Genomic DNA, 22,274 nt, shown 5'->3' with positions numbered 1-22,274 from the left:
TTCGCCCATTAAATTTTTCCGATTTCATTCACAGCCTTCTCCATGCTACGATCATAAGCTTGTAATACTTTTTGGTTTGCTTCAAATGCACGGTAGGCAGTCATTAAATCTGTCATTGTGCGACTAGAATCTACGTTTGACCCTTCTAAAAAGTTTTGACGTAGTGTAAAGGAAACACCATTCGCTCCATAAGCTGTTGGCAAGTTCTCACCATTTTCTGTACGAATAAGGCCATTATCTTGTTTTTGTAGCATGTTCGGGTTAGCAGCAAATGATACACCAACACGAGCTACTTGTTGATTATTTACAAAGATAGCGCCACTTTCATCTAATCGGAAATCATCATTTGGTAGCTGGATACGTTGCCCAGCATCATTTAGTACATATAATCCTTGACCGTTAACTAAATAGCCTTGCCCATCTAATGTGAAATTACCATTACGTGTGTAAGCCTCACCACCAGCAGGATGTTCTAGTCGGAAGAAAATTGAACCCGTAACACCATCTTCATTTTGTGGTAAGTTTCCATTAATCAATGCCATATCTGTTGTAAAATCAGTGTTATAGATTTGGCCTTGTATGTAATTTGGTAATGTTTCTTGTAAATATGTCCCTGTATTTAAAGCTCCTACTTGACTCATATATTCAGCGCCGGCTTGTTGGTGAGCAGGAGCATTTGTTTTTCCAATGCTAGACATTAGCATATCTGGAAATGAGCGAATCGTAGATTGATCTGCCTTAAATCCTGGTGTATTCGCATTTGATAAATTATTGGTAAGTAATTCTGTTCTTCTTTGTTGCGTGATCATACCTGTTGCAACTGTATAAAATCCTTTAAACAAAGAAATCACCTCATTTTATTTTTATAAGGATGCTGGCACACGATCAATATTTTCAAGCATGATACCTGTACCAATGGCTACACAATCCATAGGTCTCTCTGCAATGAAAACAGGTACCTTTAGCTCTTCTATTAATAGCTGGTCCATTCCATGTAATAATGCACCACCACCAGTTATAATCACTCCACGATCAATGATATCGGCTGATAGTTCAGGTGGTGTTTTTTCTAAGACATTTTTAGCTGACTGGACAATCATGGCTACTGATTCATGTAGTGCACGTTCAATTTCTTCAGACTCAATTGTAATTGTACGTGGTAAACCCGTTACCATATCACGGCCACGAATATCCATTGTATCATTGCGACTACCTTTGAAAACTGTACCAATTGTCATTTTGATTGCCTCTGCAGTACGTTCCCCAATTAGCAATTTATATTCTTTTTTAATATATTGCAAAATATCGTTATCAAACACATCGCCTGCTACTTTAATGGATTCACTTGTTACGATATCACCCATTGATAGAACTGCGATATCTGTTGTTCCGCCCCCGATATCGACTACCATATTTCCACTTGGTTGGAAGATATCCATTCCAGCACCTATTGCTGCTACTTTTGGCTCTTCCTCTAAATATACTTTTTTACCACCGGATTTTTCAGCAGCTTCACGAATTGCCTTTTGTTCAACACTTGTAATATTCGTTGGACAACAAATTAATATGCGTGGTTTCGCCAAAAATCCTTTTACGTTTAATTTATTGATGAAATGTCTTAACATCGCCTCTGTCACATCAAAATCTGCAATGACTCCGTCTCTTAGTGGACGAATAGCTGTGATATTACCTGGCGTTCTCCCTACCATTTGGCGGGCTTCTTCCCCTACCGCTAATACTTTATTTGTCTTTTTATCGATCGCCACAACAGATGGTTCATTGAGGACAATCCCTTTCCCTTTAACGTGGATTAATACGTTCGCAGTCCCTAAGTCAATGCCAATATCTTTCGAAAACATTTTATAATTTCTCCTTCCCGCCAGTTCCAACTACATAACGTTCATTTTATCTCTTTATCTAGAATATTTTATCATATTCTATTGGTAATTTCACCTAAATTTAGTGAATAAGACTGTTTTCTTTTTACGCAGTGAACGGCTATAATATAGAATTACTATTCCTTAGAAAATCATCACTTATGCTTGTCCAACACAACAAAAAAGAACGAATCATTCTTGACTCGCTCTTTCTTTCCACTTGTTTTTCGTTGCTTCTCCTCCGCGAATATGACGTACGGCCTTATGGTAGGCGAGTATTTCTTTCACTTGGTCAGCTAATCCTTCATGAATTGTTGGTAATCGCTCTGTTAAATCCTTGTGCACCGTACTTTTTGAATAACCAGTCATTTTCGCGAGGACACGCACAGTCTCACGCGTCTCAATCAGTAATTCACCGAGGCGTATGCAGCGCTTCCGAATGTGCTCATGCACGTTCTTCGTCCTTTCCACACAATTTCACAAAATGCTTTGGCAATCAGATGCACATTTGCGCATTTCTTCACCTTATGTGAGGACAAAGCTATTCAGAACACGTTTTGCATTTTCTTGATAAAATGCTGACTTTTTATGCGTTACTAGCTTTTCTCATTAAAAAGCTAGTAATTTTTTCGGATTGATATATTTTCCGTTTTCAAGAATTTCGAAATGCATGTGGACGCCAGCCGCTTGATTCCACTCGTTGTCAGTCGCTTTTCCTAATGCTTGACCTTGTGTAACCTCATCGCCTTCTTTAACAGCGATATCCTTCACAGAACTATAATGTGTCTGCATACCATTTGGATGCTCGATCACGATCTTATTCCCTGTAAATGCGTCTAGTTTTACCTCTAGTACTTTACCACTCATTGCAGCTAGTACTTCAAATTCTTCTCCATTCATAGCAATAGAGATTCCAGAAGATGTAGTAAATGTTTGATTAAATACCATTAGTGCATTTTCGCGAGACTCTTCATTTGCTTCTAACTCGTAAAATTCTTGTAAGACTTGTACTTTACTAAAATTCTCTTCTTTGAATGGATACATCATGTTTTCTGTACGTGCATTCGTTTCCACTACAGGACCTGGATCAACTTCAGCTAAATCTGGTAAAGGAGCCTCTTCTACTTTTGATACGAGACTATTGTAACCAAATAACAATCCTGCTAGAACAAGTGCACCACCTGTGTAAACTACTGGCCAAAACCACGGTTTCTTTTGTAATTGGCCATTTTCCTTTTGATTTGGATCTTGGTTTTGAGAAGCTTTATTATTTTTATCCTCTCTCATTTTCATCACCTCTAGTTGCAGTGTGAACAACTAGAAGTTATTTTAAACATGCATCTATTTTTTTTATTTCAATATCTTGATAATAATAGTGTAAAATTTCGACAGCTGTTTTCCCTTCATTTGCCATTGCCTCAGCTCCATATTGACTCATGCCCACTCCATGTCCATAACCTTGAGTTTTCACTTGAACCTTTCTTTTATTGGCATTAAAGATGATTGTGAAATCAGTTGATGGAATACCAAGGAGCGTTCTTACCTCTCTCCCTGTCCAGACGTTATTCCCTAGCTGTAAACGTTCTACTCGCCCAGAATCATTATAAAATAACTGAATACGATTAAAATCACTAGGTTGCCATTGTATAGGCCAGAGCTTATTCCATTGAGCTAAAGTCCATTCTTGTTCAGCCTCAAACTTAGGAGATGCTTGATCAGATATACTTGCAACACTTTGCAAATATGGTATATCATTTCCACCATATCCATAAGCGCTTTCTGTTTTACCATTGCTTGTTGAATGAAACATAGCTGTAATCAATTCATTATTATAAAGAATAACTTGTCCTTCTGTTTCATTGATAGCTTCGACAATTTTCTTTTCATTTCCCAGGAAATTGCTAGCCCAATTCGCCTTTCTTTGTTCTTCATCATAGAAGACTTGCTTTGCCACAGTTGGGGCGATCGCAATTTTACCGTAATTTGTCGTTTTCAACGCATATGTGCGTGCTGCAATAGCTTGTGCCTTCAGTGCCTCTTTTTTAAAAGAAACGGGCATTTCTGCAGCAACTACCCCTGTAATATACGTTTCCAAAGGGATTTTTTCTTCTTGCCCCTCCACTTCTATAAATATTTCACAAGCATTCTTATCACTAGCTTGAGGTATGATAGCCTCTTGTCTTTCACTAAACCCTACTAAAGGAAGCATATATAATGCCCCAATCAAGCAAATGACACCTATACTAATCATCCATTTTTTCATAAGGAATAATATGCTAAATTTCTTGTAGTTATGAGAAAACAAAAACCCTCTGCATAAAAAGCAAAGGGTTTTAAAATCTATTTAGTTTGTAGGCAATTCAACTGTTACATCTTCAATTGTCACTACTTCTTCTGTAATACGTTCAATATTAGCACCAAGAGATGCTAACTTTCCATGGAAATCAACATAACCACGATCTAAATGATGAAGTTTTGTGACACGTGTCATTCCTTCAGATACAAGACCCGCTAAAATTAATGCAGCCGCAGCTCGTAAATCCGTTGCCATTACCTCAGCTCCCTGAAGATTCACAGGCCCCTCGATAAACACAGAACGTCCCTCTATTTTAGCACCAGCATTCATGCGACGGAACTCCTCAACATGCATAAAACGGTTTTCGAATACCGTTTCTGTAATAATACTCGTACCTTCAGCAGTAAGCATTAACGCCATCATTTGTGATTGCATATCTGTTGGGAAACCAGGATGTGGCATTGTTTTGATATCAACTGCTTTTAGTGTTTGAGGAACTCGTACACGGATACCTTCATCCAACTCAGTAATTTCTACGCCCATCTCACGCATTTTAGCTATTAAAGCAGTCATATGCTCAGGAACTGCGTTTTCAATCACCACATCTCCTCTAGTAATAGCTGCTGCTACCATAAATGTACCAGCTTCAATACGGTCAGGAATAATATGATGCTCTACTCCATATAATGTATCGACTCCTTCGATACGAATCGTATTTGTCCCCGCACCGATTACACGGCCACCCATACTATTAATAAAGTTTGCAAGATCCACGATTTCAGGCTCTTTCGCTGCATTCTCAATTACAGTTGTCCCTTCAGCTAAAGATGCAGCTGTCATAATATTTTCAGTCGCCCCAACACTTGGGAAATCCAAATACACATTAGCCCCTTTTAAGCGACCCTCTGTCTTCGCCTCAACATAGCCATGGCCAAATGAAATTTTTGCACCCATTGCTTCAAAGCCTTTTAAGTGTAATTCAATCGGACGTGATCCAATTGCACAGCCTCCAGGAAGTGCTACACGTGCATAGCCATTACGAGCAAGTAGAGATCCCATTACTAAAATAGATGCACGCATTTTACTAACAAATTCAAATTGTGCTTCACTTGAAAGTTCTTTTGTTGCATCTATATATACGGCATTATCTTCAGGTATATATGTAACTGCTGCGTTTAAACTTTTAAGTACTTCATTTATTGTAAAGACGTCTGCTAAATTAGGGACTTCTTTAATTACATTTTCTCCTTTTGAAGCAAGTAAAGCTGCTGCAAGGATTGGTAACACTGCATTTTTTGCGCCCTCTACACGTACTTTTCCCTGTAGTTTTTGGCCGCCAGTCACTATTATTTTATCCACCCTATGTCCCTCCGAATTCAATCTATTAACCTACCAAATTTTTATTTTAATAAAGAAGTATAATGTCATAATCAGTAAACAAACAACTCTATAGTACAACTTTTCTAACGCTCGTTCAAGCGTCCAAATCACTATTTTAAGCTATTATTAGATTTTTTGCTATTTATTTATTGTACGCTGCTAATTTTTTTTTGTGAATGACCAATAACCCGTTCGCTTCTAATACATACCCAAAGATATATGAATAAAAAACAACTTTTCATTTTTTTCTATAAAAAATAAAGTGGTGGGCACCTATTATCGTACATTTATCAATGGGTATCTTGGTAGCTAATAGCGTGAAATTCATAAGAATTTAATGTATTAGCGTCTTTTTACATAGTTCAAAGGGCCACACAAATGGTATTATAAAGTCCTTTGAAGCATGTAGACCTATAAATTTATGAAAGAAAGAAAAAAATTCTTTAAAATAAATAAGGGAGTTTGCCTGACCAGCTAGATATTTGAAGAAAGAAATTTGATACTGCTGAGCCTATCGCAATACTAAGTAAAATATAAATGAGCTGAATTTGAAAAACTCGATTCTTTTTAAATAGTTTTTCGATCATAAAAGCTTGTAAGGCGTAAAAAGTAATAGCAATAAAAAACAGGTGAGATAAAATACCCAATAAAGCTTCTTGGCCAATCGCTTCATATATTTCCATGTAGCATCCTCCATTTCTCTATATTTATTCACCTTAAAAAACGGGCAGATGCGATATCTGCCCGTTAAAAATGAATTAGATATTACCCTCATGAACGTTGATACGATTCAACGCACGTTTTAATGCTAGGTCAGCACGTTTGAAATCAATGTTGTCTTGTTTACTTTGAAGACGTCCTTCAGCACGTTTAACGGCTTCTTTAGCACGTTGAACATCGATGCTTTCAGCAATTTCAGCAGACGGCGCTAAAATTGAGATTTTTTCTGGACGAACTTCAATGAAACCACCGCTTACAGCAACAATATCAGTCGAACCGTTTTCTTTTTTAAGCTTCACTGCACCAATTGCAAGTGGAGCAACCATTGGAATATGGCCTGCAAGAACACCGATTTCTCCTGAAGTTGTTTTAGCGATTACCATTGATACTTCAGAATCGTATACTGGGCCGTCGGGAGTGACAATATTGACTAGAACTGTCTTCATATTTTTTCCTCCTCGTCCCTAGTATTAAACCTCTACGCCCATGCTTTTCGCTTTTTCAACTACTTCATCAATTGAACCAACTAGACGGAAAGCATCTTCTGGTAGGTGATCCCATTTGCCATCAAGGATTTCCTTGAATGAACGAACAGTTTCTTTTACAGGTACATAAGAACCTTTTTGACCAGTGAATTGTTCCGCAACGTGGAAGTTTTGTGATAAGAAGAATTGAATACGACGAGCACGTTCTACTGTTTGTTTATCTTCATCAGATAACTCATCCATACCTAAGATTGCAATGATATCTTGTAATTCACGGTAACGTTGGATTGTACGTTGTACACCAGTAGCAATTGCGTAGTGCTCAGCGCCTACGATTTCAGGTGATAATGCACGAGAAGTCGAAGCTAATGGGTCAACCGCAGGGTAGATACCCATTTCAGATAATTTACGCTCAAGGTTAGTTGTTGCATCTAAGTGGGCGAAAGTTGTAGCCGGAGCCGGGTCAGTATAGTCATCGGCTGGTACATAAATCGCTTGAATAGAAGTTACAGATCCTTTGTTCGTAGATGTGATACGCTCTTGTAGTTTACCCATTTCAGTTGCAAGTGTTGGTTGGTAACCTACCGCAGAAGGCATACGACCTAATAGGGCAGAAACCTCAGAACCTGCTTGTGTGAAACGGAAGATATTGTCGATGAATAAAAGTACGTCTTGACCTTGCTCATCACGGAAGTATTCCGCCATTGTAAGACCAGTTAAAGCAACACGCATACGTGCACCAGGTGGCTCGTTCATTTGACCGAATACCATCGCTGTTTGCTTGATAACGCCTGAATCGCTCATTTCGAAGAATAAGTCGTTCCCTTCACGAGTACGCTCACCTACACCAGCGAATACAGAGATACCAGAGTGCTCTTGTGCGATATTGTTGATTAATTCTTGGATTAATACAGTTTTACCTACACCGGCACCACCGAATAGACCGATTTTACCACCTTTGATATATGGTGCAAGTAAGTCTACTACTTTGATACCTGTTTCAAGAATTTCAACTGTAGTTGAAAGATTCTCGAAAGTTGGTGCTTCACGGTGAATTGAATCACGACGTGCGTCTGCTGGAATCTCTTCACCTAAGTCAATTACTTCTCCAAGTACGTTGAATACACGACCTAGTGTAACTTCACCAACTGGTACTGAGATAGCTTTTCCTAAGTCTGTTACTTCTGCTCCACGTTGTAAGCCATCAGTAGATGACATCGCAATTGTACGAACAGAATCATCACCTAAATGAAGCGCAACTTCTAATGCAAGAATTGTTGGTTCTTCATTAGGACGTTCAATCTTAACTGTTAAAGCGTTATAGATTGCTGGTAATTGGCCATTGTCGAATTTAACGTCAACAACTGGACCCATTACTTGAATAACATGTCCTTTATTCATTACTGTGTACCCTCCTATCGTATTCTTATACGACATTGGGAAGCTGCTTGCCTATTCTAAGGCTGCAGCTCCACCAACGATTTCTGTAATTTCTTGTGTAATCGCCGCTTGACGTGCACGGTTATATTGCAAAGAAAGGTCTGAAATAAGATCAGTTGCGTTATCTGTTGCATTTTTCATAGCCGTCATACGAGAAGCATGTTCACTTGCTTTTCCATCTAATAATGCGCCATAAACTAAGCTTTCCGCATATTGTGGAAGTAACACTTCTAGAATTGCTTCGCCAGATGGCTCGAATTCATAAGAAGCAGTACCGCTTGCAGGGGCAATATCTGTTAATGGAAGAAGTTTTTTCTCTGTCACTTCGCTAGCAATAGCGCTGACAAAGTGATTATAGTACATATAAAGTTCGTCATACGTACCATCAATGAACATACCAACAGCATTACGAGCGATTTCTTTAATATCAGCAAATGTTGGTTGGTCAGGTAGACCGACAACATTACTGATGACATTATGATCACGTTTCACAAAGTAGTCACGAACAACACGACCTACTGCTAAAATAACGTATTCGTCTTTTGATTTATGACGCTCGTTAATCGTACGTTGTACTTGACGTAGGATACTTGAATTGTAAGCACCTGCAAGACCACGGTCAGAACCAATGACTAAGTAAGCCGTTTTCTTAACAGGACGAGCAGTTAACATTGGATGTCCGCTGTCTTTTGTCCCTGAAGCGATCGCGCCTACTACGTCCTGAATTTTTTCCATGTAAGGAACGTAAGCTTTAGCATTTTGCTCTGCACGACGTAACTTAGAAGAAGAAACCATCTGCATTGCTTTTGTAATTTGCTTCGTACTCTTTGTTGAAGTAATACGACCTTTAATTTCGCGTAAGTTTACCACTGGTATTTCACCACCTTCTGTTTTTTAATCAAGTGACTAGCTAAGACTTATTCTGATTTAGCGAAAGTTTTTTTGAATGCATTGATTGCTGCTTCATAATCCGCATCAGGAGCAAGCTCTTTAGTAGTACGAACATGATCTAAAACGTTTGTGTGGTTTGAATCTAACCAGCTTAAGAATTCTGATTCGAAGCGAACGATATCTTGTACTGGAATATCATCTAAATGACCTTTAGTTAATGCGTAAAGGATTGCAACTTGTTTTTCAACTTTTAGTGGTTTGTTAAGGTCTTGTTTAAGAACTTCAACCGTACGTTTACCACGCTCAAGTTTAGCAAGTGTTACTTTATCTAAATCTGAACCAAATTGAGCAAATGATTCAAGCTCACGGAATGCAGCTAAGTCAAGACGTAGTGTACCCGCAACTTTTTTCATTGCTTTAATTTGAGCAGATCCACCTACACGTGATACAGAAAGACCGGCGTTAATCGCTGGACGTACACCTGAGTTGAATAAGTCAGATTGTAAGAAGATTTGTCCATCAGTGATTGAGATTACGTTAGTTGGGATGTATGCAGAGATATCCCCAGCTTGTGTCTCAACGAATGGAAGAGCTGTAATTGAACCATTTTGATATGTTTCATTTAACTTCGCAGCACGTTCAAGTAAGCGGCTGTGTAAGTAGAAAACGTCACCAGGATATGCTTCACGACCTGGAGGACGGCGAAGAAGAAGTGAAAGTTCACGGTAAGCTGATGCTTGTTTAGAAAGATCATCATACACGATTAAAACGTGTTTACCTTGTAACATGAATTCTTCAGCCATAGATACACCAGCAAATGGTGCTAAGAATAATAATGGAGCTGGTTGAGAAGCAGAAGCTGTCACAACGATTGTGTAATCTAAAGCGCCATGTTTACGAAGAGTTTCTACAACACCACGTACAGTAGATTCTTTTTGACCGATTGCTACGTAGATACAAATCATGTTTTGGTCATTTTGGTTAAGAATTGTATCGATAGCTACAGATGTTTTACCAGTTTGACGGTCACCGATGATTAACTCACGTTGACCACGACCGATTGGTACTAATGCGTCAATCGCTTTAATACCAGTTTGTAGTGGTTCGTGTACTGATTTACGAGCCATTACACCGAAAGCTGGACTTTCGATTGGACGAGATTTTGTAGTGTTGATAGGACCTTGTCCATCCACTGGTTGTCCAAGTGGGTTTACAACACGACCAATTAGTTCTTCACCAACTGGTACTTCCATGATACGACCTGTACGACGAACTTCATCGCCTTCTTTGATGTCAGTGTATGGACCTAAGATTACGATACCAACGTTACCTTCTTCTAGGTTTTGAGCCATACCCATAACACCATTAGAGAACTCTAGTAGTTCTCCAGCCATGGCGTTGTCGAGGCCATGAGCAAGAGCAATACCGTCACCAATACGGATAACTGTACCAACTTCGCTTACTTTAAGTTCAGATTCATAATTCTCAATCTGTTGTTTAATCAGACTGCTGATTTCTTCAGCCTTGATGCCCATGTATGTCACCTCTCACATTTCTAAATTATTAACCGATTAATTCACGTTTTAGACGCTCTAGTTTGTTTGCTACTGAGCTATCATAAATATGGTTACCGATTTGAACACGAATACCACCAAGTAAAGATGGATCAACTTCGTTTGTAATATTTAAAGATTGTTTTCCAACAAGTTTCGCGAACGCTGCTGAAATATTAGCGCTTTCTTCTGCAGAAAGTGCACGTGTTGAAAATACTGTTGCATCTGCAGTGCCTTGTGCTTGCGCAGCAAGTTCAGCATATGCCTTAGCAATTTGTGTCATCTCGTTTACACGTTTTTTCTCAACTAGAAGTTGAACAGTGTGTAAAACTTCTGGTGTTGCACCATTAAAGATATCAGCTACCATTTGTTTTTTTCGTTCGACGGAGAACTTAGGTGCATTTAAAAGCGTTAAAAAATCAGGAGATTCTTTTACTACTTTTGTTAGTTCACTTAAGTCTGCTCCAACTTCAGTAAGAATATTTTTTTGTTGCGCCAATTCAAAAAGCGCTTGAGCGTAACGTTTTGCTACAGTTGAATTACTCATCGAGCTTCCCCTGCCTTCGCAATCGTCTCTTCAATTAGAGCACGGTTGTCTGCCTCAGAAATCTCTTTGCTAAGGACTTTAGATGCTGCAAGTACAGATAATGAAACGACTTCATCACGTACAGCTGCAATAGCTTTTTCTTTTTCAGACTCAATTTCACGTAAAGCCGATTCTTTTAAGCGGTTTGCTTCATTACGAGCTACAGTAAGAATTTCTTCTTTTTGTAATTCGCCTTGCTTTTTAGCGCCCTCAACAATCGATTGTGCTTCTGTACGAGCTTCCTTAAGAAGGCTCTTTTGTTCTTCTAAAAATTGGTGCGATTCTTTGCGCGCTTTTTCAGCTGCTTCGATTTCACTCGCTACTAATTCTTCACGTTGTTGCATGATGCCCATAAGTGGACCCCAAGCGAATTTCCTAAGTAGTAACATTAATCCGATGAAAATAACTAATGTTGCGATGATATCTCCACTATTAAATCCAGCGCCTGCACCTAGTACAAGATTATCTAAAAACACGATTGTTTCACTCCCTTCAAGAGCTTTAACTTCAACATAATTTAGTTACTTAAAAAACTACCTATTTTAAAAAGCTATATTTGCACATAGCTTTTATCTGTTCCAAAATGAAGGGCGAAGTTTCATCTGGAGAATCCTGCTTCGCCACTAGTAAAATTCAGTGTTCAACTGAATTATTTGTTCATAACGATGAATGCTACTACTACTGCGATGATCGGTAGGGCCTCAACTAATGCAACCCCGATGAACATTGTAGTTTGAAGAACGCCACGAGCTTCTGGTTGACGAGCGATACCTTCTACTGTTTTTGATACGATAAGACCGTTACCAATACCTGCACCAAGTGCACCTAAACCGATTGCGATTGCTGCTGCTAATAAACCTAATGAACCTGTCATTTGAAAATTTCCTCCTTGGAATTGTTTGTTTTTGTAGTTCAAGCATAGTATATATGCTTTATATTAATGGTCATCGCTCACTTTATGAGCCATGTAAACCATTGTTAACATTGTGAAGATAAAGGCTTGGATAAAGCCGATGAAAATTGAGAAACCTTGCCATGCCATCATAGGAACGATTGCTCCGATGAATCCCATGGCACCTGATGATGCTAAACCTGCAAGTAAGGCTAGTAAAATCTCACCTGCGTAAATGTTACCGTAAAGACGTAGACCTAATGTTAATGTGTTTGCAAATTCTTCTACTATTTTAAGTGGGAACATGAATGACATTGGTTTAAAGAATGTACCAACATAATGACCTGAACCCTTCATTTTTACACCATAGAAGTGCGTTAAGACTAATATCATTGCTGCTAACGTCATTGTTACTGTAGGGTCAGCTGTTGGTGATTTCCACCATAGCGTGTGGTCATAGATGATAGAAAAAGGAAGACCCAATAAGTTAGATACTGCGATAAACATAATTAACGTAATACCTAAAACATGGAATCGTCCACCAGTTTTCCAATCCATGTTGCTTTTGATGATATTCTTTACGAAATCCATAATCCATTCCATAAAGTTTTGCATACCAGTTGGTTTTAGTTTTAGACTTCTAGTTGAAATAAAGGCAATTAAAAATACGATAATTGCTGCAACTAGTAACATCATAACTGTTGATAAGTTAAATGTTAAAAAACCGACTTCTAGTAACGGAGCTTTGTGATCCATTGTTATTTTTTCACCTCTCTTTCTAATTTAAAGCACATTAGCGGTTCCTTACATGTGACACAATTCTCTCGACAAAGAGAAAAACGTACGGAATCATTAGCCCTATAACCGTGCTAATTAAGTGAAAATAGTTTGGCAACGAAATGGCTATTGCGACTGCCGCAACACCTGATCCAAAGCGAAGCGCTGTACCAAGTGAGCCTATTTTCTTCCCTTCACTAATGGATCTGTCAAACTTCTCCATACGCCGAACTAAAATCCAAAAATTATACGTACCAAAGAATGCACCGACTGCGATGCCCGCAAAAACAGTTTGATAGGGGGTAAATCCCCAGCCTAATGCGCAGAGTGCAAGCAAAAAAAATAACGCCCTCTTCTGCACAGCAAAAATGTGATGCAAATCTAGCATTGGTTGTAATCTCCTGAATCATTTTTTCGAGTAATGAAAACGTTTGCTGACCACTATGTGAAATCAGAAAAGAGCAGTGAAAAGCACTACTCACAGCGGAATAGTAATGGGAGAGTCATTTCAATTACAGGTGTAAATGCCCAAAAAAATAACTTACACCCCTTACCGACTCGGTAAAAACCGAAACGCACAAAACGTTGCAAATCGACAGTTTTATTTTGAACTGTCAATTTAGTAGAAAGTTGATATAACAAGTGTTTCAACGTCCTATTTATGAACAGAAACCCTTATCATTCTTACCCTTTGTAAGCATACAATAGGTGATATTTGAAGTCAATTGGTAAAGGAGAAAAACTTCACAGCCTCTATACTCTTGTCAAATTGTTGACAAATTTGTGTATGAAATTTCATAGTTTCAAAATTTCTCAACCTTCTCACGCATAAAAAAAGCTAATTTACGACAAGATTATGCTCGTAAATTAGCTTACCCATTTCAACAGGTACATTAGACTTATTTTTAATATAAAATATAGTATATTAATTAGTTTTTTGTAAAAATCCTAGCAATGCTTCAACAATACGCTTAGATGCATGTCCATCCCCATATGGATTTGATGCTTTAGCCATTGCTTCATAGGCATTATTATCTGTTAGTAATTCCTTTGCTAAGGCGTAAATTGTTTCTTCTTCTGTTCCTGCTAGCTTTAATGTTCCTGCTGCAATCCCCTCTGGGCGTTCTGTCGTATCTCTAAGAACAAGCACTGGCTTCCCTAATGAAGGTGCCTCTTCTTGTACACCGCCCGAATCTGTTAAGATCATATATGAATTTGCTGCAAAGTTATGGAAATCAAATACTTCAAGAGGCTCAATTAAATGCACTCGTTTATTATTCCCTAAAATTTCATTAGCAATTTCTCTTACAGCCGGATTCATATGAACAGGATAAACAACTTGAACATCCTCATGTTCTGCGAGTATTCTGGTAATCGCTTTAAACATATGGCGCATTGGTTCACCAAGATTTTCGCGACGATGTGCCGTTAATAAAATCATGCGATCCTCGCCAATTTTATCTAGTACAGGATGCGTGTAGTGTTCACTGACTGTTGTTGCTAATGCATCTATTGCTGTATTACCTGTAACAAAAATCGTCGCTGGATTTTTATTCTCATCTAAAAGATTCTTTTTAGATACTTCAGTTGGCGCAAAATGCAAATCAGCCATCACGCCTGTTAGTTGGCGATTCATTTCCTCTGGATATGGTGAATATTTGTTCCATGTTCGCAGTCCCGCTTCTACATGTCCTATAGCAATTTGGTTATAGAACGCAGCGAGACTTGCAATGAAAGTAGTTGCTGTATCACCATGTACCAAAACGATATCTGGTTGTGCTTCCTTCATTACTTTATCTAAACCCTGTAATGCATTTGTCGTTACATCTATTAATGTTTGGCGATCCTTCATTATATTTAAATCATAGTTTGGTGTAATACTAAACGTCTCTAATACTTGATCGAGCATTTGGCGATGCTGTGCTGTTACAGTTACAATAGATTCTATTTGCTTAGGATACTTTTGTAACTCCAAAACAAGAGGAGCCATTTTAATTGCTTCTGGTCTTGTACCAAAAATCGTCATTACTTTCCATTTTTTTGTCAAAACGATCTGCACCGTCCTTTTTGTTATTGTATGGTAAGGTAAATCTCCCATCGACGAGAGATTACTTACCTACACATACTATGAAACGCCCTTCAATTTGAAGGACGCTTTCACAAGTTATTAGTTTCCTAAATGAGGAAATTTCATGTATGGATGTTTATTTTGTACCGAATAGACGGTCTCCGGCATCACCTAAGCCTGGTACAATATAACCATGGTCATTTAATTTTTCATCAAGTGCAGCAATGTAAATATCTACATCCGAATGTTCTTCTTGAATAGCTTTTACACCCTCTGGTGCAGCGATTAAGCACATGAATTTAATGTTTTTAGCTCCACGTTTTTTCAGTGAATGAATTGCCTCCACTGCAGAACCACCAGTTGCAAGCATTGGATCTACAATGATGAAATCACGTTCTTCAACATCAGCAGGAAGTTTTGCGTAATATTCAACTGGTTTTAATGTTTCTGGATCACGATAAAGACCAATATGACCAACTTTTGCAGCAGGGATAAGCTTTAATACACCATCTACCATACCGATACCTGCACGTAGAATCGGTACGATTGCAAGTTTTTTACCAGAAAGTACTTTTGTTTTTGCAATTGTTACAGGTGTTTCAATTTCAATTTCCTCTACTGGCATATCACGTGTAATTTCAAATGCCATTAGTGTTGCCACTTCGTCTACTAACTCACGAAATTCTTTTGTTCCTGTATTCTTGTCGCGAATATAAGTTAATTTGTGTTGGATTAGTGGATGATCAAATACATAGACTTTGCTCAAAGGGATTCTCTCCTCACCGTTCGGATTCATTTTTATCTCAACTAGTATAACAGAAAAAAGGAGTCGCCTCAAAAATAAATTTAAGCGAACTCCATTTGTCATCTATTCTTTTGTCAAAACTATGTTACTGATCAAGGATTATATCTAATTGTTCAATTGGCATTGGCTTGAAATAGAAGTATCCTTGTCCTACTGTGCATCCTAGCGCACGTAGAATCTCAACCTGTTCCTCTGTCTCTATGCCCTCTGCCACTGAAATCATTCCTAAATTTAATGCTAACTGAATGATAGAGCGAACAATAGCCAGTGTTGCTGGATCTTCTATAGCATTGATGAAGCTACGATCAATCTTTAGTTCAGCAAACGGTAGTTGTTGCAAATAGCTTAACGAAGAAAAGCCTGTGCCAAAATCATCTACGGATGTTTTAAAGCCATAGCTCTTTAGCTCTTGAATGATCTTATAGGCTGATTGAAAATCTACTAAACCAATATTTTCTGTCACCTCTAAGATAATATAGCTAGGGTCAATATTATACTTCCGCACAAGTTTCAGTGTATCCTGAACAAAGTGCGTGTAGTAAAAATGATCGGGTGAAATATTGACTGCTATTTTCACTAATTTCTTTCCTAGGCGTTGTCGTTCTGAAAGCCATGAGAGTACCGTCTCTAAAATAAGTACATCAATTTCTCGAACCTTACCAGCACTCTCTGCTACTGGAATAAAGACTGCTGGTGAAACAAAACCCAATTTTGGGGAAATCCACCTTGCAAGTGCTTCAATACTTTGAATATCCCCATTGCGTAAATCTACTTTAGGCTGTAAGTGTACTGTTATTTCTTTATTTTTAATGGCTTCTGACAAATGATTTAAGACTGTCATCTTCTGTACAAGCACATCATTTTTCTCTGTTGTAAATATTTCAGTATGTGTACCTGGCCTATCGATTGCAAAGGATAACGCATTATCTGCAAAACGAATCGCATCATTAATATTAATGTCATCACTATAGGAAGCAATTCCTGTTTTTAATGTAATATAGATTTGCTTTCCTCCTATAATAAATGGTTGGCGAATCGTTTCTTTTATTCTCATCTCATAATCATGTAAATCTTCATGAAGTGACATTGTAGTCATAATCAAACTAGAGCTTGTAAATCTAGCAACATACTCATTACTTTCTGACTTGTCTTGCTCAAGACGTTTCGCAAGTTGTCTTAAAAGTTCATCACCAATTTCACGGCCATACAATTCAACTACTTGATGAAATTCACTCGGTTTTAATATTTTAATAAAGCCGCTTTGACCCTGCTGAACTTCTCTTTCAATCGTATTAACAAAGCTGTGACGATTAGGTAGACCTGTTGTAATGTCTGTATAGGCTAAATCCCAAATTTTTTTCTGCGTCCTTGCATATGAATAAGCCAATGCAACAAGAGCACCCATTTTTCGAAACAAATTTTTAAGCATTTGGTCACTTTGAGTTTTTTGGCTAAATATCGAGAAAACACCTATTACTTGCCGCTGTTGATTACGTATAGGGATAAACCATCCATGCGGCTTTTTAGCTAGCGAAGCATATTGCTTATGTTCTTCAGGAATATTCACTTCATCTAAATTCTCTATGAAAGTAGAGGTTTCTGATTGCATGACCTTATTAAAGAAATCATTGTTTGCACAACATCTTGGTACGCTCTTTGTTTGATTATCTCCTATGAAAACTTGTAATTGGTTTACTTCTGTTTTTATAAGCACCATACTTGCAATATTTGGCATGAAAAATTCATCAAGGCCTTGACAAATAAGCTTCATCTTTTGCTCGAAAGTAAACTCCTTCTCAATTGCCCTGTACATATCATTTTCTAAACGCATTAAGAAGTCTTCCGTATGATAATATGTAACATCCTTCACAAATACTAAAACAAATTGCGTTATATTTGCCTCATTGCAAAATGGTAATGCTTGTATTTCTGCCCAAAAGGGAGGTTTATCGATGCCATTATGATATAGCTTCGCCTGCACCATTATGCCGTTATGTATTTTTTCTTTAATCATTTCAATGGTTGTCTTTTTTTCATCCATTGATAGCCATGAAAAATAATCAGTATTGAGAATTTGTGAACGTGCAGCATTAGTAAGCATACAAAAAGAATCATTACACTCTACTATGCAATGATGCTTCGTCGCATCAAAAATAACGTAGCTTTCTTTCGAATTATTCCCTAATTTGCGAATGCTGTTTAATAATACATCATAATCTGTGTTTAACGATTTAGTGACCATCTAACCCCTCCTTTTCTATCCCTTCATCTCATTTCCATTGTACATAAAATTTAATTAAATTTTCACTTTTATTAAAAAAAACTTCTTTTCTAGGACACTATCTGTCCTCTGCCTACTATAATATATCCCTTTATACCGTTTTTATGTAAATTTATTCAAAAATAAGGGGATTATTCTACTTTGTTAGAAAAAAGATGTTTTTTACAGTTTAATCCTCTATTTCCAAAATAAAAAGCTGTATTTAAAGTAAATTTTGTACTTTAAACACAGCTAATATTCTATTGATTATACATATAATGGATGCTTATCAGTTAATGCCTTCACACGATCTTTTGCATCTGCTTTAACTGTTTCATCTTCAGGGTTTTTAAGAACAGCTGCTATAATTGCTCCTACTTCTTTCATATCTTCCTCTTTAAAGCCACGAGAAGTGACCGCTGGAGTACCAATACGAATTCCAGAAGTGACAAATGGAGATTCAGTATCGTAAGGGATTGTATTTTTATTTGTAGTAATACCCACTTCATCTAGTGCGTGCTCTGCTACTTTACCTGTTAAACCAAGAGATTTAACATTTAGCAGTAATAAATGGTTATCTGTACCACCAGAAACAATTTCAACACCCTCAGCAATTAATACTTCTGCTAAAGCCTTTGCATTGGCTTTAATTTGTTTTGCATAGTCTTTAAATTCTGGTTGTAAAGCTTCTCCAAATGCTACAGCTTTTGCAGCGATAACATGCATTAATGGGCCACCTTGAATTCCTGGGAATACAGATTTATTTAGCTTTTGCTCCCACTCTTTTGAAGCAAGAATTAATCCACCACGTGGTCCACGTAATGTTTTATGTGTAGTTGATGTAACAAAATCAGCATATGGCACTGGTGATTGATGTTCGCCAGCAGCTACAAGTCCAGCAATGTGTGCCATATCCACCATGAAATAGGCTCCGACTTCGTCTGCAATTTCACGGAATTTAGAGAAGTCAATTTCACGTGGATAAGCAGATGCACCTGCAACAATCAGTTTCGGTTTATGCTCTAAAGCCTTTTGTCGTACATCTTCATAATCAATCACTTGAGTATCTTGTGTTACACCATATTCTACAAAATTATATAGAATACCAGAGAAGTTTACTGGAGAACCATGTGTTAAGTGACCACCATGTGAAAGGTTCATACCAAGAACTGTGTCACCTGGTTCTAGGATAGTATGGTAAACAGCCATGTTTGCTTGTGCACCTGAGTGTGGTTGTACATTTGCATATTCTGCTCCGAAGAGTTCTTTTACACGATCACGTGCAATATCTTCTACTACGTCTACATGCTCACAGCCACCATAATAGCGTTTACCAGGATAACCTTCAGCGTATTTATTTGTCAGTACTGATCCTTGCGCTTCCATCACTGCCTCGGATACAAAGTTTTCGGATGCAATCAATTCAATATTTGCTTGCTGACGTGTTTTTTCTGCAAGAATTCCATCTAATACTGCTTTGTCTTGTACTGCTAATTTTTCATATGCCATGTTTGAAAAAGCCTCCTAAAGTATCGTTATTCATCTCTACCACTAGGGTGGTAATTATTTATATACTGCACGTTCTCCGCCAATTAGCTTAGGACGTGTTGTTGCAATCGTCACAACAGCTTCTCCTACCATTTTTACCGATGTTCGAACAGGTACAGCTACTGCTTTCAAATGCATACCGATTAATGTTTGTCCAATATCAATACCTGCATGTGCCTGTATTGTTTCAACAATCACTGGATTATCAAATTGCGTATAGGCATATGCTGACATTGAGCCGCCTGCCGTACGTACTGGGACAACTGCTACTGGATCATAGCCAAATTTTTCAGCTGTTGATGCTTCCATAGTAATGGCACGATTTATATGCTCACAACCTTGGAATGCTAAAAGCAATTGATGCTTTGCTGCAAATTCTTGTAGCGGCTCTAAAATGGCTTCTGCTATCTCCAATGCTCCCGCTGTGCCAATTTTCTGACCAATCACTTCAGATGTAGAGCACCCTACTACAAAAATTGTATGGGGTCGTAATATTACCTGCTCTTCAAATTCACTGAGTAACTGAGTCAAATGTGTTCGTATTTGTTTTACAACCATTAAGCTCAGCTCCTTCATCTATATCCATTAAAATCATGCCATATATGACATCCTATACGAATGCCATATATGGAATAACAAAACTACTATTGCTCTAGTTCAGTAATTTTTTCAATACGGCGTACATGCCGGCCACCTTCAAAATCGGTTTCTAGCCATGCTTGTACGATTTCACGTGCAAGGCCAGGGCCAATTACACGTTCGCCCATTGCTAAAATATTTGAATCATTATGGCAACGCGTTGCCTTGGCACTAAATACATCATGTACTAATGCACAACGTATGCCCTTGACCTTATTAGCGGCAATGGACATACCAATTCCTGTGCCACAAATTAAAATGCCTTTATCAAATTCTCCGTTAGCAACACCCTCAGATACAGGTTTTGCATAGTCTGGATAGTCTACTGAATCCGCAGATTGTGGACCAAAATCTTCGTAGCTAATTTGAAGTTCATCTAATAGCTGCATAATCTCACGACGTAAGTTATTGCCTCCGTGATCAGAAGAAATTGCTATTCTCACTGGGTTCCCTCTTTTCGAATTATAGTCAACCTTAGTGTACCACTTCTTTCTGAAGAATAACACGATTTTTCTTGTATTTTTACGCTGATTTTTCCCGAAAGACGAACATTAATTGTATGTTAACATAAAATCATTCACTTTTAAACTTATTTTTTTGTGGATAATGTGAATATCATGTTAATAAGTTCGGATAATGGTCTTTTGTTGTAATATTCCATCTTCTGAAGTTTTTTTAGCTTTTTACTTACAGTGGACATAAATTGTCCTTTAATAAAAAAGGTTATACATAAATCCGATTTTTCACGGGATTTATGTATAACCTTCAGGACTACGCTTGTCTATCAAATTGTTGAATCATTTTATGCAATGCTTCTGATTGCTTTTTCAAACTTTGAGCCAGATGCTCGACTTGTTCAATTGCATAGGCTTGCTCTTCAGCTGCACTACGAACTTCCTGTGCACCTGCTGACGTTTGTTCCGCAATGGCAGCAACTTCCTGTGATTGTCGAGCTGTCGTTTCAATATTATGCATTTGCTGTTCGATTAAAGAAGAAATCTCAACAATTGATGTTGCCATTTCATGTACATTAGAAGCCATATTTTCTACTGCTGTCGTTGTTTCAGAAACTCGATCGGCTTCCTTTGTTGCAAAGGCAACTTGTTCGTTCATTTGTTTCACAACTACTTCTACGTTTTGCTGCATGGTTTGAATTAAAGCTGTAATTCCTTGCACTGCTTTTGCACTTTCATCAGCCAAACCACGGACTTCTTCAGCTACTACTGCAAAGCCCTTTCCATGTTCTCCTGCCCGAGCAGCTTCTATAGAAGCGTTTAGTGCCAACAGATTGGTTTGTGCTGCAATGTCACCAACTAAGCTAATTATTCGTTCTACCTGTCCAGCATTCTCTTCTAGCGCATGAATGCTTTTTAATGCCTCATTATTGCCTGTCGCAATTTGTTGAATACTATTCACTAATGTTTCAATGGCTTTTGTTGTTGTCGATAAATTATGTAGAATCTCTTTAGTTTGTGATGCTGATGCCTCTGCCCTACTATTTACCTCTGTTGCAAGCGTTCTTACATCTTCAATCGCTTCAGCAGTATCTTGTACAGCTGTCGCAGATGCTTCTGCTCCTGTAGAAATATGCTTTACGGTAGACGCAATGCCTTCTGCCTTTCTTGTTGCCACTCCTGCTTCATCTGAAAGCTGGATAATCGATTGATTCGTTTGTTGGAAGTTATGATCAATACTTTCCACCATTTGACGTAAGTTTAACACCATTTGTTGGAATGCCTCTGCAACAGATCGAATCTCATCATTTGTATTAGGCATTTGTACATCCTGTCCTATTTTTCCTTCCGCCACAAGTGTTGCTGAATGCTCAAGCTGCTGTAAAGGCTTGATGAGGATTACACTTAAAAAGGCAGCTAATATCCCTGACCAAGTTATGCCTAACGCATACGTAATCACTTCAAAAACTTTTCGATTTGTGTCAGGGAAGAAGGTAGGTTGTAAAAACTCAATGAATATAAAGCTGACACTGTAGGTGATTAGTGCAAGAACACTAACAAATAACACCAATTTTAGTCGTAAACCAAATTGTTTTTTCATAG

General features: G+C 38.0%; 23 protein-coding genes. All 23 read right to left on the bottom strand.

The window, feature by feature from the left end; translation table 11 throughout:
• Window positions 1-8: 8 nt before the first annotated feature.
• The 23 genes from RCJ95_RS06590 to RCJ95_RS06480 all read right to left on the bottom strand — a co-directional run bounded on the left by RCJ95_RS06590 (window position 9) and on the right by RCJ95_RS06480 (window position 22,272).
• Window positions 9-842 carry a flagellar hook-basal body protein gene (locus RCJ95_RS06590; protein ID WP_221679375.1) on the bottom strand — a complete coding sequence of 278 codons (834 nt, stop codon included), beginning with the start codon at window positions 840-842 and terminating at the stop codon, window positions 9-11.
• A 21-nt stretch (window positions 843-863) separates the two neighbouring features.
• A complete protein-coding gene (gene mreB / locus RCJ95_RS06585) occupies window positions 864-1,859 on the bottom strand; it encodes a rod shape-determining protein (protein ID WP_004269486.1) in 996 nt (331 codons plus the stop codon).
• Window positions 1,860-2,069: 210 nt separating this feature from the next.
• A complete protein-coding gene (locus RCJ95_RS06580) occupies window positions 2,070-2,330 on the bottom strand; it encodes a sporulation transcriptional regulator SpoIIID (protein ID WP_004269485.1) in 261 nt (86 codons plus the stop codon).
• Between the two features lie 156 nt (window positions 2,331-2,486).
• Window positions 2,487-3,164 (bottom strand): M23 family metallopeptidase, encoded by a 678-nt coding sequence (locus RCJ95_RS06575; protein WP_004269484.1) that lies wholly within the window; start codon window positions 3,162-3,164, stop codon window positions 2,487-2,489.
• A 37-nt stretch (window positions 3,165-3,201) separates the two neighbouring features.
• Window positions 3,202-4,140, bottom strand: coding sequence for a stage II sporulation protein D (gene spoIID, locus RCJ95_RS06570; RefSeq protein ID WP_313150455.1), 939 nt, complete (start codon window positions 4,138-4,140; stop codon window positions 3,202-3,204).
• Window positions 4,141-4,221: 81 nt separating this feature from the next.
• Window positions 4,222-5,532 (bottom strand): UDP-N-acetylglucosamine 1-carboxyvinyltransferase, encoded by a 1,311-nt coding sequence (gene murA, locus RCJ95_RS06565; protein ID WP_004269482.1) that lies wholly within the window; start codon window positions 5,530-5,532, stop codon window positions 4,222-4,224.
• Between the two features lie 464 nt (window positions 5,533-5,996).
• The gene (locus RCJ95_RS06560) at window positions 5,997-6,236 is read right to left on the bottom strand and encodes a DUF1146 family protein (protein ID WP_004269481.1); all 240 of its coding nucleotides are present in this window, start codon (window positions 6,234-6,236) and stop codon (window positions 5,997-5,999) included.
• Between the two features lie 75 nt (window positions 6,237-6,311).
• Complete coding sequence (locus RCJ95_RS06555) at window positions 6,312-6,719, bottom strand: F0F1 ATP synthase subunit epsilon (protein ID WP_004269480.1); 408 nt, start codon at window positions 6,717-6,719, stop codon at window positions 6,312-6,314.
• A gap of 24 nt (window positions 6,720-6,743) precedes the next feature.
• Window positions 6,744-8,159, bottom strand: a complete 1,416-nt coding sequence (atpD, locus tag RCJ95_RS06550; protein WP_004269479.1) for a F0F1 ATP synthase subunit beta — start codon at window positions 8,157-8,159, stop codon at window positions 6,744-6,746.
• Window positions 8,160-8,210: 51 nt separating this feature from the next.
• Window positions 8,211-9,068, bottom strand: a complete 858-nt coding sequence (gene atpG / locus RCJ95_RS06545) for an ATP synthase F1 subunit gamma (RefSeq protein WP_004269478.1) — start codon at window positions 9,066-9,068, stop codon at window positions 8,211-8,213.
• 47 nt (window positions 9,069-9,115) lie between these two features.
• Window positions 9,116-10,624 (bottom strand): F0F1 ATP synthase subunit alpha, encoded by a 1,509-nt coding sequence (gene atpA, locus RCJ95_RS06540; RefSeq protein WP_004269477.1) that lies wholly within the window; start codon window positions 10,622-10,624, stop codon window positions 9,116-9,118.
• Between the two features lie 28 nt (window positions 10,625-10,652).
• The gene (locus tag RCJ95_RS06535) at window positions 10,653-11,189 is read right to left on the bottom strand and encodes a F0F1 ATP synthase subunit delta (protein WP_036076089.1); all 537 of its coding nucleotides are present in this window, start codon (window positions 11,187-11,189) and stop codon (window positions 10,653-10,655) included.
• Window positions 11,186-11,704 carry a F0F1 ATP synthase subunit B gene (gene atpF, locus RCJ95_RS06530; RefSeq protein WP_004269475.1) on the bottom strand — a complete coding sequence of 173 codons (519 nt, stop codon included), beginning with the start codon at window positions 11,702-11,704 and terminating at the stop codon, window positions 11,186-11,188. The genes RCJ95_RS06535 and atpF overlap by 4 nt, the downstream gene beginning before the upstream one ends.
• Window positions 11,705-11,877: 173 nt before the next feature.
• Window positions 11,878-12,102, bottom strand: coding sequence for a F0F1 ATP synthase subunit C (gene atpE / locus RCJ95_RS06525; protein ID WP_004269474.1), 225 nt, complete (start codon window positions 12,100-12,102; stop codon window positions 11,878-11,880).
• A 63-nt stretch (window positions 12,103-12,165) separates the two neighbouring features.
• Window positions 12,166-12,876, bottom strand: a complete 711-nt coding sequence (gene atpB, locus RCJ95_RS06520) for a F0F1 ATP synthase subunit A (RefSeq protein ID WP_221679373.1) — start codon at window positions 12,874-12,876, stop codon at window positions 12,166-12,168.
• A 37-nt stretch (window positions 12,877-12,913) separates the two neighbouring features.
• On the bottom strand, window positions 12,914-13,285 hold the full coding sequence (locus RCJ95_RS06515; RefSeq protein WP_004269472.1) for an ATP synthase subunit I: 372 nt from the start codon (window positions 13,283-13,285) through the stop codon (window positions 12,914-12,916).
• Window positions 13,286-13,822: 537 nt separating this feature from the next.
• Window positions 13,823-14,944 carry a non-hydrolyzing UDP-N-acetylglucosamine 2-epimerase gene (gene wecB / locus RCJ95_RS06510; RefSeq protein WP_004269471.1) on the bottom strand — a complete coding sequence of 374 codons (1,122 nt, stop codon included), beginning with the start codon at window positions 14,942-14,944 and terminating at the stop codon, window positions 13,823-13,825.
• Between the two features lie 157 nt (window positions 14,945-15,101).
• Window positions 15,102-15,731, bottom strand: coding sequence for a uracil phosphoribosyltransferase (gene upp, locus RCJ95_RS06505; protein WP_004269470.1), 630 nt, complete (start codon window positions 15,729-15,731; stop codon window positions 15,102-15,104).
• Window positions 15,732-15,855: 124 nt separating this feature from the next.
• The gene (locus RCJ95_RS06500) at window positions 15,856-18,012 is read right to left on the bottom strand and encodes an EAL domain-containing protein (protein WP_257521123.1); all 2,157 of its coding nucleotides are present in this window, start codon (window positions 18,010-18,012) and stop codon (window positions 15,856-15,858) included.
• Between the two features lie 285 nt (window positions 18,013-18,297).
• Entirely contained in the window at window positions 18,298-19,539 is a 1,242-nt protein-coding gene (glyA, locus tag RCJ95_RS06495) for a serine hydroxymethyltransferase (protein WP_237899257.1), read from the bottom strand.
• Window positions 19,540-19,593: 54 nt separating this feature from the next.
• A complete protein-coding gene (locus RCJ95_RS06490; RefSeq protein ID WP_446722033.1) occupies window positions 19,594-20,136 on the bottom strand; it encodes a TIGR01440 family protein in 543 nt (180 codons plus the stop codon).
• Window positions 20,137-20,222: 86 nt separating this feature from the next.
• Window positions 20,223-20,660 carry a ribose 5-phosphate isomerase B gene (rpiB, locus tag RCJ95_RS06485; protein WP_004269466.1) on the bottom strand — a complete coding sequence of 146 codons (438 nt, stop codon included), beginning with the start codon at window positions 20,658-20,660 and terminating at the stop codon, window positions 20,223-20,225.
• Between the two features lie 328 nt (window positions 20,661-20,988).
• Window positions 20,989-22,272 carry a methyl-accepting chemotaxis protein gene (locus RCJ95_RS06480; RefSeq protein WP_004269465.1) on the bottom strand — a complete coding sequence of 428 codons (1,284 nt, stop codon included), beginning with the start codon at window positions 22,270-22,272 and terminating at the stop codon, window positions 20,989-20,991.
• Window positions 22,273-22,274: the final 2 nt, after the last annotated feature.

The organism is Lysinibacillus sp. BSL11 (assembly GCF_052928325.1).
The sequence above is the reverse complement of the archived record's forward strand: the minus strand, read 5'-3'. Positions and strand labels throughout refer to the sequence as shown.

Coding starts and splice junctions, on each gene's coding strand:
- mreB (WP_004269486.1), bottom strand. CDS start 1,859: ATGTTTTCGAAAGATATTGGCATTGACTTAGGGACTGCGAACGTATTA.
- RCJ95_RS06575 (WP_004269484.1), bottom strand. CDS start 3,164: ATGAGAGAGGATAAAAATAATAAAGCTTCTCAAAACCAAGATCCAAAT.
- spoIID (WP_313150455.1), bottom strand. CDS start 4,140: ATGAAAAAATGGATGATTAGTATAGGTGTCATTTGCTTGATTGGGGCA.
- RCJ95_RS06560 (WP_004269481.1), bottom strand. CDS start 6,236: ATGGAAATATATGAAGCGATTGGCCAAGAAGCTTTATTGGGTATTTTA.
- RCJ95_RS06555 (WP_004269480.1), bottom strand. CDS start 6,719: ATGAAGACAGTTCTAGTCAATATTGTCACTCCCGACGGCCCAGTATAC.
- atpD (WP_004269479.1), bottom strand. CDS start 8,159: ATGAATAAAGGACATGTTATTCAAGTAATGGGTCCAGTTGTTGACGTT.
- atpA (WP_004269477.1), bottom strand. CDS start 10,624: ATGGGCATCAAGGCTGAAGAAATCAGCAGTCTGATTAAACAACAGATT.
- RCJ95_RS06535 (WP_036076089.1), bottom strand. CDS start 11,189: ATGAGTAATTCAACTGTAGCAAAACGTTACGCTCAAGCGCTTTTTGAA.
- atpE (WP_004269474.1), bottom strand. CDS start 12,102: ATGACAGGTTCATTAGGTTTATTAGCAGCAGCAATCGCAATCGGTTTA.
- atpB (WP_221679373.1), bottom strand. CDS start 12,876: ATGGATCACAAAGCTCCGTTACTAGAAGTCGGTTTTTTAACATTTAAC.
- RCJ95_RS06515 (WP_004269472.1), bottom strand. CDS start 13,285: ATGCTAGATTTGCATCACATTTTTGCTGTGCAGAAGAGGGCGTTATTT.
- RCJ95_RS06500 (WP_257521123.1), bottom strand. CDS start 18,012: ATGGTCACTAAATCGTTAAACACAGATTATGATGTATTATTAAACAGC.
- glyA (WP_237899257.1), bottom strand. CDS start 19,539: ATGGCATATGAAAAATTAGCAGTACAAGACAAAGCAGTATTAGATGGA.
- RCJ95_RS06490 (WP_446722033.1), bottom strand. CDS start 20,136: ATGGTTGTAAAACAAATACGAACACATTTGACTCAGTTACTCAGTGAA.
- RCJ95_RS06480 (WP_004269465.1), bottom strand. CDS start 22,272: ATGAAAAAACAATTTGGTTTACGACTAAAATTGGTGTTATTTGTTAGT.